The organism is Frigidibacter sp. MR17.24 (assembly GCF_037095655.1).
Taxonomy (GTDB): domain Bacteria; phylum Pseudomonadota; class Alphaproteobacteria; order Rhodobacterales; family Rhodobacteraceae; genus Frigidibacter.
The window spans coordinates 69,976-80,960 of record NZ_JBAWKE010000013.1; the positions used below are offsets into that span (position 1 = coordinate 69,976).

General features: G+C 70.7%; 8 protein-coding genes. 7 read left to right on the forward strand and 1 reads right to left on the reverse strand.

All coding sequences use genetic code 11. From position 1 onward, the window contains the following. Positions 1 to 77: 77 nt before the first annotated feature. Positions 78 to 827 (reverse strand): GntR family transcriptional regulator, encoded by a 750-nt coding sequence (locus tag V8J39_RS22160; RefSeq protein WP_336463153.1) that lies wholly within the window; start codon positions 825 to 827, stop codon positions 78 to 80. A 217-nt stretch (positions 828 to 1,044) separates the two neighbouring features. Between V8J39_RS22160 and V8J39_RS22165 the strand changes: the two genes are divergently transcribed. From V8J39_RS22165 to V8J39_RS22195, 7 genes are all read left to right on the forward strand, one after another. Next, positions 1,045 to 1,827, forward strand: coding sequence for a class II aldolase/adducin family protein (locus tag V8J39_RS22165; protein ID WP_336463154.1), 783 nt, complete (start codon positions 1,045 to 1,047; stop codon positions 1,825 to 1,827). A 73-nt stretch (positions 1,828 to 1,900) separates the two neighbouring features. Next, the gene (locus V8J39_RS22170; protein WP_336463155.1) at positions 1,901 to 3,541 is read left to right on the forward strand and encodes an amidohydrolase; all 1,641 of its coding nucleotides are present in this window, start codon (positions 1,901 to 1,903) and stop codon (positions 3,539 to 3,541) included. After that, a complete protein-coding gene (locus V8J39_RS22175; protein ID WP_336463156.1) occupies positions 3,541 to 4,479 on the forward strand; it encodes an ABC transporter permease in 939 nt (312 codons plus the stop codon). The genes V8J39_RS22170 and V8J39_RS22175 overlap by 1 nt, the downstream gene beginning before the upstream one ends. 1 nt (position 4,480) lies before the next feature. Beyond that, positions 4,481 to 5,395 carry an ABC transporter permease gene (locus V8J39_RS22180; RefSeq protein WP_336463157.1) on the forward strand — a complete coding sequence of 305 codons (915 nt, stop codon included), beginning with the start codon at positions 4,481 to 4,483 and terminating at the stop codon, positions 5,393 to 5,395. A 111-nt stretch (positions 5,396 to 5,506) separates the two neighbouring features. After that, complete coding sequence (locus V8J39_RS22185) at positions 5,507 to 7,099, forward strand: ABC transporter substrate-binding protein (RefSeq protein ID WP_336463158.1); 1,593 nt, start codon at positions 5,507 to 5,509, stop codon at positions 7,097 to 7,099. A 102-nt stretch (positions 7,100 to 7,201) separates the two neighbouring features. Further along, positions 7,202 to 9,685, forward strand: a complete 2,484-nt coding sequence (locus V8J39_RS22190) for an oligopeptide/dipeptide ABC transporter ATP-binding protein (protein ID WP_336463159.1) — start codon at positions 7,202 to 7,204, stop codon at positions 9,683 to 9,685. Beyond that, positions 9,682 to 10,740: an ABC transporter ATP-binding protein gene (locus V8J39_RS22195; RefSeq protein WP_336463160.1), complete on the forward strand. Its 1,059-nt coding sequence runs from the start codon at positions 9,682 to 9,684 to the stop codon at positions 10,738 to 10,740. Before V8J39_RS22190 ends, V8J39_RS22195 begins: the two co-directional genes overlap by 4 nt. The last annotated feature ends 245 nt before the right edge of the window (positions 10,741 to 10,985 follow it).

The window sequence follows — 10,985 nt, forward strand, 5'->3', positions numbered from 1 at the left end:
TCCTTCGAATTGTACAAATGACGACGCGACGCGACGTCGTCACGGCGCCGGGGCGCGCCCGCTCTCAGCGCCCGCCTTCAGAGCCCGTCTGGTGCCGTCGCGTCGCGATAGAGACGCAGCGCCACCTCGCGCGCGTCGCGCAGGTGCTCGGACAGTTCGGCCCGCAGCCGCGCCACGTCGCGCGCCTCGAGCGCATCAATGATCGGCAGGTGCGACTCCGCGATCTCGGCGGGGTCCTGGTACATCTTGCCCACCAGCGCGATGCCCGCGCGCAGCTCGGCCGAAAGCTGGTCGAACACCCTCAGGATCCGGGCATTGCCGCCAAGCGCCAGCAACATGCGGTGGAAGGCGAAATCCTCGACGACGTGGTCCTGGCTGCGCCCCTCCAGCGCCATGCGGTGCAAGAGCGCGATCTGCGCGCGCAGCGCGGCCACCGCCTCGGGCGTGACCCGTGCCACCGCGGCCGCGGCCGAATGCAGCTCCAGGCATTCGCGCAGGTCATAGGCCGCCGCAAGCTCGGTCGCGTCATGGGCATGCACGAAGAAGCCGCGCCGGGGCTGGGCGATCACCAGCCCCTGGCTCTCCAGCAGCCGCAGCGCCTCGCGCACCGGCGCGCGCGAGGTCCCAAGCTCGCGCGCGAGCCGCGCCTCGGCGACCTTCTCGCCGGGGCGCAGGCGGCCGTCGCTGATCGCCTGCAGCACCTGGTCGGCGATGCGGCTGACAAGGTCCTTCGGCTCGAGCGCGGCGAACAGCGGCGCGGGCACGGGGTCGGCCGCCACCCGGGGCGAAGCGGCGAATGTCCTGCCTGTCGTGCTGTCGCTGTCCACGTCTGTTCCTTCCCAGCTCTGTGCCCCTAGTGACGCGGCGCCCGCTGCCGGGGTCAAGCGCGTCTTCGGTCGGTGCCCGAATTTTACGCGCCGGGGCGAACGTCGCGGCAATGTCGACTCTATCGTTCTTCTTTCGACTGTCGACAGTTGATTGTGACGACCGACTCGGTCCAGCCTTGACGGGTAAACAGCCTCCCAAGCCTTGCAAGGACCTGCCATGCCCGTCGACGCCACCACCCTGACGCCGCCGCCCGCGACCATCGCCCGTGAGCGGGTGGAACTTGCGGCGGCTTATCGGCTGATCGCGCATTTCGGCATGGATGACAGCATCTTCACCCATATCTCGGCCCGCGCGCCGGCGGACGAGGGCGATCATGCGTTCCTGATCAACCCCTATGGCCAGCGCTTCGAGGAGGTCACCGCCTCGGGCCTCGTGGCGGTGGATCTCGACGGGCGGGTGCTGAACGACAAGGGCGGCGCCGGGATCAACAAGGCGGGCTTCACCATCCACTCGGCGATCCACGCCGCGCGCCCCGACATCGCCTGCGTGATCCATACCCACACGCTGGCCGGCGTCACCGTCGCCTCGCTGGACGAGGGGCTGATGCCGCTGAACCAGTGGTCGGCGCCGTTCTTCAACCGCGTCGCGTACCACGGCTACGAGGGCATCGCGCTGAACCTCGAAGAGCGCGAGCGTCTGGTCGCCGACCTTGGCCAGCACAAGGTGATGATCCTGCGCAACCACGGTCTGCTGACCTGCGGCCGCAGCGTCGGCGAGGCGTTCCGCCTGATGATGGACCTCGAGCGGGCCTGCAAGGCGCAGGTCGCGATCCTGTCGACCGGCGCCCGGCCGCTGCTGCTGCCCGACGAGCTGGCCGAATTCACCGCCGAGCAGGAGGATGCCTGGGTCGCCGCCCATGCCGCCGCCGGCAAGCCCGACAGCGAATGGGCCGCCTACCAGCGCCTGTGCCGGCGCGTCAGCCCCGGCTTCGACGCCTGATCCCGCCGTTCCGCCCCGGAAAGACCCGGCCTCGCACGGACCTGGCCGCAGAAAGACAAGCAAGGACATCACGATGACCCAAGCGACGACGATCCTGACCAATGGCAAGATCTGGTGCGGGCTGGCCGAGGGCTTCGCCGAGGCGCTGGCGATCGCGGGCGACAAGGTGCTGGCCACCGGCACCGCGGCCGAGATCGCGGCCCTCGCCGGCCCCGGGACCGAGGTGATCGACCTCGGCGGGCGGCTGGCGACGCCGGGGCTGAACGATGCGCACATGCACCTGCACAACTACGGCCTGAACCTGCTGCATCTCGACCTGCGCGCGCGCAACGGCGTGACCTCGGTCCGCCGGCTGCTGGACATGGTGGCCGAGGCCGCGAAGGACGCGCCCAAGGGCGCCTGGATCCTCGGGCGCGGCTACGACCACGACAAGCTCGAGGAACTGCGCCACCCGACGCTGGCCGAGCTTGACGCCGTCGCCCCCGACAACCCGGTCTACCTGGTGCGCACCTGCGGCCATACCGGCGTCGCGAACGGGCTTGCGATGCAGGCGGGCGGCATCACCAAGGACAGCGAGGCGCCCTTCGGCGGCCGCATCGGCTATACCCACAACGGCGAGCTGAACGGGCTGCTGTACGAAAACGCCCGCGAGCCGGTGCAGAAGGCGCTGCCCGCGCTGACCCGTGCCGATTTCGTCGACGCGATCGAGCGCGGCGGGCGCAAGCTGGTCGAGCTTGGCGTGACCTCGGTGATGGAGGCCGCGATCGGCATCCAGGGGTACGGCATGGAAGAGCTGCGCGCCTATCAGGACGCGCTGGCGCAGGGCCGGCTGCCGGTGCGCGTGGCGGGCACGCTGATGGGCGACATGGACAAGAACCTGCTGGCCGAGGCCCATGCCGAGGGGCTGGTGACCGGCGCGGGCTGCGACATGTTCCGCATCGGCCCGGTCAAGTTCTTCACCGACGGCTCTGCCGGCGCCGGCACCGCCTGGATGACGCAGGAATACCACGAGCAGCCGGGCAACTACGGCGTGCCCTGCGTGACGCAGGAGCAGTGCGACGCGCTGACCCTCGCCGCGCACCGCATGGGCTACCAGATCGCGCCGCACGCGATCGGCGATGCCGCGATCGAGATGGTGCTGAACTCCTACGAGAAGGCCTATGCCGAGATGCCCGATCCCGACCGGCGCCACCGGATCGAGCATTGCGGCTGGCACCGGCCCGACCAGCTCGAGCGGATGAAGGCGATGGGCGTGATCCCGGCCGGGCAGCCCTCGTTCCTCTACTTCTTCGGCGACGGCTACTTCATGTGCCTGGGCGAAGAGCGGCCGCACCACTGCTATCCGTTCAAGACCTGGCTCGACAGCGGGCTGCACCCCTCGGCCTCGACCGACTGCCCGGTGACCGATCCCGATCCCTTCGCCTGCCTCTACGGCCTGATCGCGCGCCGCTCGCAGGGCGGCCGGGTGCTGGGCGAGGGCGAATGCATGTCGGTGGCCGAGGCGCTGCACTGCTACACCTACGAGGCCGCCTACGGCGTGCATGACGAGACCCGCAAGGGCCGGCTGGTCCCGGGCCAGCTTGCCGATGTCGCGGTCTTCGACACCGACTTCTTCAGCGTCGCGCCCGAACGGATCCTCGAGGCCGGCTGCGTGATGACGCTTCTGGGCGGCAAGGTCGTGCACGGCGCGGCACCGGTGGCGGAACCGGCCTGATGGGGCGCGCGATCCTCGACCGGCTGCTGCTGTCGATCCCGGTGCTGATCGGGGTGCTGCTGTTCGGCTTCCTGCTGCTGCAGCTGGTGCCGGGGGACCCGGCCCGGGTCATGGCCGGCCCCACCGCCACCCCCGAGGTGGTCGAGGCGATCCGGCGCGACATGGGCCTCGACCGGCCGGTGCTGGTGCAGTTCTGGGCCTATCTCGAGCGGATGCTGCACGGCGACATGGGCCGGTCGCTGATCTCGCAAAAGCAGGTGACCGAGGAGCTGGGCACCGCGATCGTGCCCACGGTCGAACTGATGCTGGCAAGCCTGATCTGGTCGGTGCCTCTCGGGATCGGCATGGGCACGCTGGCGGCGGTGCTGCGCGGCACCGTCGTCGACCGGGCGATCATGGCGATCTCGGTGGCGGGCGTGTCGCTGCCGATCTTCTTCATCTCGCTGCTGCTGATCCAGTACCTGGGCGTCTACTGGCCGCTCTTCACCTTCATCGGCCGCCCCGGCCCCTGGTACACGGCCGCCGGCATCAACGCGCTGTTCCTGCCGGCGCTGTCGCTGGGTCTGATCCTGATCGGCCCGGTCGCGCGGATGACGCGGTCCTCGGTGCTCGAGGTGCTCAAGCTCGATCACGTGCGCACCGCCCGCGCCAAGGGCATCTCGGAAACCCGGGTCGTGCTGAAGCACGGGCTGCGCAACGCGCTGATCCCGGTCGTGACGCTGATCGGCCTGCAGGCCGGCTACCTTCTGGGCGGCGCCGTGGTGACCGAGACGATCTTCAGCTGGCCCGGCGTCGGCCGGCTTGCCGTCGGCGCGATCCTGTCGTCGGATTTCACCGTGGCCCAGGGGGCGGTGCTGCTGTTCGCGCTCGGGTTCATCACCATCAACCTGATCGTCGACATCCTCTATGCGCTGCTCGATCCCAAGGTGAGGAAGTAAGATGGCGATGACCGAAACCGCCTCCGCACCCGCGACCGCCGCCGCGCCGACCCCGGCCGCCGCGCCGCCCGCGCGCGCCCACTGGTTCCGCCGCCTGCTGCGCGACCGCGCCGCGGCGCTGGCGCTGGTGGTGCTGGCCGCGCTGATCCTCGCCGCGGCCCTCGCGCCCTGGATCGCGCCGCACGACCCCTTCGCCAATTCGCGCAGCGTCATGACCCCGCCCGCCTTCATGGCCGGGGGCAATCCCGACCACTGGCTGGGCACCGACGGGCAGGGCAGGGACATCCTGTCGCGCCTGCTGTTCGGCACCCGGCTGACGCTGACCATCGGCTTCGTCGCGGTGGTGATCGGCGGCGGCCTCGGCTCGCTGATCGGGCTGCTGTCGGCCTTCTATCCCCGCCTCGACCCCTGGGTGATGCGCGGGGTCGACATCCTGCTGTCCTTCCCCGCGATCCTGCTCGGCCTCGCGCTGGTGGCGGTGATGGGGCAGGGGACGCTGCCGGTGATCCTCGCGCTTGCCGTGTCGTCGCTGCCCGACTGCGCCCGCATCGCCCGCGGCATCGCCATCGGCGTGATGAAGCAGGAATACATCGAGGCCGGCCGCGCCGTCGGCCTGTCGGACTTCACGCTGTTCCACCGCTACCTGCTGCGCAACTGCATCTCGTCGGTGATGATCTTCCTGTCGCTGCGCTTCGGACAGATCATCCTGATCGGGGCGACGCTGTCGTTCCTCGGGCTCGGGGCGCAGCCGCCGCAGGCGGAACTGGGGATGATGGCGGCGCAGGGGCGCGACTTCCTGCTGTTCGCCCCGCATATCGCGGTGATCCCCTCGCTTGTCATCTTCATCACGGTGCTGGCGGCCAACATGGCCGGCGACGCCCTGCGCGACGTGCTCGACCCGCGCTTCCAGGCCTGATCCCCCCAAGACCAATACCAAGACCGACGCCAAGACCGGCACCAAGACCGGCACCGGGATCGGGACCACCCCAACCAGAACCGAGCGACCCAACAGGAAGGCAACCCAGACATGACATCCAAGCTTCCTCCGACCCTGCTGCGCGCCGCCGGCGCCGCGGCGCTCGCCCTCGGCGTGGCGCTGCCCGCCGCCGCGCAGGAGATCACCATCATCCGCGAGATCGACAGCAACCACTACGATCCGCCGCGCACCGCAGCACTCGCCGGGTCCGAGGTGCTGTTCATGCTCACCGACAGCATGGTCGGCCTCGCCGAGGACATGAAGACGATCGAGCCGCTCATCGCGTCGAGCTGGGACATCTCGGACGACGGCCTGACCTACACCTTCCACATCCGCGACGATGTCGACTTCTGCTCGGGCAAGAAGATGACCGCCGAGGACGTGGCCTATTCGCTCAACCGCTGGAACGACCCGGCCACCAAGTCGCCGGTGCGCTGGCGGATGGGCGACGTGAAGTCGATCACCGCGCCCGACGCGACCACCGTGGTGTACGAGCTGAACGCGCCGCATTCGGAACTGCTCTACCAGCTGGCGCAGTCCTTCGGCGCGATCCTGAACAAGGACAAGGTCGAGGAACTGGGCGAGAACTTCGGCGTCACCGGCTTCGACGGCACCGGCCCGTTCTGCTGGGAAAGCTGGACCCCGCGCGACAAGCTGGTGATGACCCGGCACGAGGGCTATCACTGGGGCCCCGCCAACTATGAAAACCAGGGCCCGGCCCAGGTCGAGAAGCTGACCTGGCAGGTGGTGCCCGAGGCCGCGACCCGCACCGCGGCGCTGCTGACCGGCCAGGGCCAGGTCTCGCCCTACGTGCCCGACATCGGCTGGTCGCGCCTGCGCCAGATGCCCAACATCGAGGTCGTCCGCTCGGACGAGGCGTTCTGGACCGAGTTCATCGGCTTCAAGGTCGACAAGCCGATGGTCGAGGACGTGAAGGTCCGCGAGGCGATCAACCTCGCCGTGAACCAGGAAGCCATCACCCAGGACCTGTTCTTCAGCGAACGTGACCCGGCCTATTCCTACATCTCGTCCGGCGCGCTCGACTACAACCCGGCGATCGACGACGGGCTGCTGAAATACGATCCCGAAAAGGCGGCGCAGCTGCTGGACGAGGCCGGCTGGAAGCTGAACGCCGACGGCAAGCGCGAGAAGGACGGCAAGCTGCTGCAGCCGCTGCTCTACACCTTCACCGGCACCTGGCAGCAGGTGACCGAGGCGGTGCAGGCCGACCTGCTGAAGGTCGGGATCGAGCTGCAGATCCAGCCCTTCGACGCGACCGTCTACTGGGGCAAGGTCGCGACCCAGGAATTCGACATGTTCGTGATGGGCTATCCCTACATCTCGGCCGGGGACGCGCTGAACCTGTACTTCCTGTCGGCCAACATGCCCTCGCCGAACCGGATGAACTGGAACGACCCCGAAACCGACCAGCTGCTGAAGTCGGGCATGACCGCCGTCAGCGCCGACACCCGCGCCGAGGACTACGGCAAGGTGCTGGAAAAGGTCCATGACGCCGCCGTCTGGCTGCCGATCGACCAGAAGGCGATGCAGATCGCCTATCTCAAGACGCTCAAGCCGTTCAAGGCGCACAACATCTACGGCGCCGGCCTCTACAAGGGCCTGCAGCTCGGCTACGCCGAGTGATCGCCTCCCGGGGGCGGCGCCGCCGTCGCCCCCGGGCCCCCTCTGCCACCTGACCGGCCCCGGCCCCCGGGGCCGCCCGGACCCTGCCAGGACAGTCCCCGCATGACCGACCCCGCGCCTCCCGCCGCCACGCTTCCCGTCACCGTGATCCGCGACGCCGACTGGATCCTCGGCTGGAACGCCGCCGAAGGCCGCCACGGCCTGATCGAGCGCGGCGACCTCGCCTTCGCCGGCGACGAGATCGTGCAGGTCGGCGGCCGCTGGACCGGCCCCGTCGCCGAAGAGATCGACGGCCGTGGCCGGCTGGTCTGCCCCGGCCTCGTCGACATCCATTCCCACCCGAATTCCGAACCGCTGAACAAGGGCATGCTGGACGAACTCGGCTCGCCGGGGCTGCGGATGTCCTCGCTCTACGAATTCATGCCGCTCTTCCGCGCCGGGCCCGAGGGCCAGGTCGCCGCCGCCCAGGTCGCCTATGGCGAGCTGGCGCTGTCGGGGGTCACCACGCTCGTCGACCTCTCGGTGCCCTATCCGGGCTGGATCGAGACCCTCGCCGCCTCGGGGCTGCGCGGGATCGCGGCGCCGATGTACCGCTCGGCCCGCTGGTCGACGGCGAACGGCCACCGCGTCGACTACGACTGGTCCGAGGACGGCGGCCGTGCCGCGATGGCCGAGGCGATGGCGGTGATCGACGCGGCCGTCGCCCATCCCTCGGGCCGGCTCTCGGGCATGGTCGCGCCGGCGCAGATCGACACCTGCACGCCCGAGCTGATCCGCGACAGCCACGCCGCGGCGAAGGCGCGCGGGCTGAAGATGCAGATCCACGCCGCGCAGAGCATGGTCGAGTTCAACGAGATCACCGCCCGCCACGGCCGCACGCCGATCGAATGGCTCGACGATCTGGGGGTGCTGGACGCGACCACGATCATCGGCCACGCGATCTTCCTCAACGACCATCCCTGGGCGGTCTGGCCCGGCAGCCGCGATTTCGAGCGGCTTGCGCAGTCGGGCGCCGCGGTGGCGCATTGCCCCACCGTGTTCCAGCGCCGCGCCATCGCGATGCGCAGCTTCGGGCGCTACCTGCGCGCGGGCATCCCGATGGGCATCGGCACCGACACCTATCCCCACAACATGCTCGAAGAGATCCGCCACGCGCTGATCAACTCGCGCCTGATGTCGGGCGACGTCTACGACATCCGCACCCACCAGGCCTTCGACGCCGCCACCATCGGCGGCGCCGCCATCCTCGGGCGCCCCGACATCGGCCGGCTCGCGCCGGGGATGCGCGCCGACCTGTTCCTGGCTGACGTGACCCACCCGGCGATGCGCCCGGTGCGCGACCCGGTCGCCTCGCTGGTCTACGTCGCCGCCGAACGCGCGGTCACCGACACCTTCGCCTGCGGCCGCGCGCTCGTGCGCGACGGCAAGCCCCTCGCCTTCGACCATGCCGCCGCCCTCGACCGGCTGCAGGCCGCCCAGGACGAGGCCGCGGCGCGTTTTGTCGACATCGACCCCCGCGGCCGCACCGACCGGCAGGCCGCGCCCTTCGCCTATGCCCCCTTCACCGCCGCCCCCCCCGATGACCGGAGAGACGCCATGACCGACGCCCCCCTCCTCCAGGTCCGCGACCTCGCGGTCGACTTCCGCACCGAGGGCGGCTGGCAGCGCACCGTCGACGGCGTCAGCTTCGAGGTGCACCGCGGCCGCACCCTCGGCATCGTCGGCGAGTCGGGCTGCGGCAAGTCCGTCACCTCGCTCGGGATCATGGGCCTGATCCCGACGCCCCCCGGCCGCTACGCCGGCGGCGAGATCCTGTTCGAGGGCCGCGACCTGCTGCAGATGTCCGAAGCCGAGCGCCGGGCCCTGCGCGGCGGCCGCATGGGCATGATTTTCCAGGAACCGATGACCTCGCTGAACCCGGTCTACACGATCGGCGCCCAGATCATCGAATCCCTGCGCGCCCACGGCATGCGCAGCGCCCGCGCCGCCCGCGCCCGCGCGATCGAGCTTCTGGACCTCGTGCGCCTGCCCTCGCCCGAGACCCGCGTCGACGACTATCCCCACCAGCTGTCGGGCGGCCAGCGCCAGCGGGTGATGATCGCCCTCGCGCTCGCCAACGACCCCGAGCTTCTGATCGCCGACGAACCCACGACCGCGCTCGACGTCACGATCCAGGCGCAGATCCTCGACCTGATGAAGGATCTCTCGGCCCGCACCGGCGCCGCGATCGTGCTGATCACCCATGACCTCGGCGTCGTGGCCGAGACCTGCGACGACGTCGTGGTGATGTATGCCGGCCGCGTCGTCGAACGCGCGCCCGCCGCGACGCTCTTCGAAAGCGCCATGCACCCCTACACGCTGGGCCTGATGGCCGCCGTCCCGCGGATCGAGGGCGACAGCGACCGCCTCGCCACGATCCCGGGCGCGGTGCCGGCGCCTTGGGCGATGCCCGCCGGCTGCCGCTTCGCCTCGCGCTGCCCGCTCGCGACCGCGCAGTGCCATGCCGAGGCGCCGGCGCTGCGCGAGGTCGCCCCCGGCCAGCAGGTCGCCTGCTGGCGTGCCCCCATCGAGGAGATCGCCGCATGAGCGCACCGCTGCTGAAAGTCGAGAACCTCGGCAAGACCTTCGCGATCAAGGGCGGCTTTCTCGGCCGCGCGCGGGGTGGGGTGCAGGCGGTGGCCGACGTGTCCTTCAGCCTCGCGGCCGGCGAGACGCTGGCGATCGTGGGCGAGTCGGGCTGCGGCAAGTCCACCACCGGGCGCGCGCTGATGCGGCTGATCGAACCCTCGGCCGGGCAGGTCTGGCTCGATGGCGAAGAGATCACCGCGCTCGCCCCCGGCGCGCTGCAGGCGGCGCGGCGCAACATGCAGATGATCTTCCAGGACCCGTTCGGCTCGCTCAACCCGCGCATGACGGTGCGCGAGACGCTGATGGAGCCGCTGGCGCTGCACGGCCTGGCCCGGGGCGAGGCCGCCCGCGCCCGGATCGACGAGCTTCTGACGACGGTCGGCCTCGGGCCGCACCATGCCGACCGCTACCCGCACGAATTCTCGGGCGGCCAGCGCCAGCGGATCTGCATCGCGCGCGCGCTCGCGACCCGGCCGCGCCTGATCGTCTGCGACGAGGCGGTCTCGGCGCTCGACGTCTCGGTGCAGGCGCAGATCGTGAACCTGCTGCAGGACCTGCAGGCCGAACACGGGATGGCCTATGTCTTCATCAGCCATGACCTGTCGGTGGTGCGCCACATCTCGGACCGGGTGGCGGTGATGTATCTCGGGCGCATGGTCGAGGAGGCGCCGGTGGACGCGCTGTTCGCGCGGCCGCGCCATCCCTACACCCGGCTCCTGCTCGAGGCCGCGCCGCGCCCGGTGCCGGGCCTGCGCGCCGCGGCCGCGCCGATGAAGGGCGAGACGCCCTCGGCGCTGAAGCCGCCGCCCGGCTGCGCCTTCCATCCGCGCTGCCCGCTCGCGACCGACCGCTGCCGGACCGAGCGTCCGGCGCCGCGGCTGGTGGGTCCGACCCGCGTCGCCTGCCACCATGCCGAGACCGAGGTGCCGCTCGCGATCGGGGCCGCGCCGCCGGCCTCGGCGGCGATGGCGGCCCGCCAGCGCGTGCTCGCGACCGCGCGCGCCGGCGCCTGACCGGGGCCCCGGACCCGGCCCGGACCTCTCCTCAACCCGGCTCCGGGCCGGGGGCGAGTCCTAACGCTTCCCTGCGCGGCCGCCCGTTGGGGGTGTACGGGGGGTGCACAGGGGGTGCACGCCTGTCACCCCCTCCGGGCGTCCCTCGAGGGGGCGGTCGAAAGTTCTCCGTGGCGGGCTGACTCGCGCAAGGATCTGAGGGTGGGGGTGATCCCGTAGTGGTGGTGCTGGCTTCTGCCCCCATA

Excerpts from the sequence above, each read along its gene's own strand:
- V8J39_RS22165 (WP_336463154.1), top strand. The coding sequence starts at position 1,045 with ATGCCCGTCGACGCCACCACCCTGACGCCGCCGCCCGCGACCATCGCC.
- V8J39_RS22170 (WP_336463155.1), top strand. The coding sequence starts at position 1,901 with ATGACCCAAGCGACGACGATCCTGACCAATGGCAAGATCTGGTGCGGG.
- V8J39_RS22175 (WP_336463156.1), top strand. The coding sequence starts at position 3,541 with ATGGGGCGCGCGATCCTCGACCGGCTGCTGCTGTCGATCCCGGTGCTG.
- V8J39_RS22180 (WP_336463157.1), top strand. The coding sequence starts at position 4,481 with ATGGCGATGACCGAAACCGCCTCCGCACCCGCGACCGCCGCCGCGCCG.
- V8J39_RS22185 (WP_336463158.1), top strand. The coding sequence starts at position 5,507 with ATGACATCCAAGCTTCCTCCGACCCTGCTGCGCGCCGCCGGCGCCGCG.
- V8J39_RS22190 (WP_336463159.1), top strand. The coding sequence starts at position 7,202 with ATGACCGACCCCGCGCCTCCCGCCGCCACGCTTCCCGTCACCGTGATC.
- V8J39_RS22195 (WP_336463160.1), top strand. The coding sequence starts at position 9,682 with ATGAGCGCACCGCTGCTGAAAGTCGAGAACCTCGGCAAGACCTTCGCG.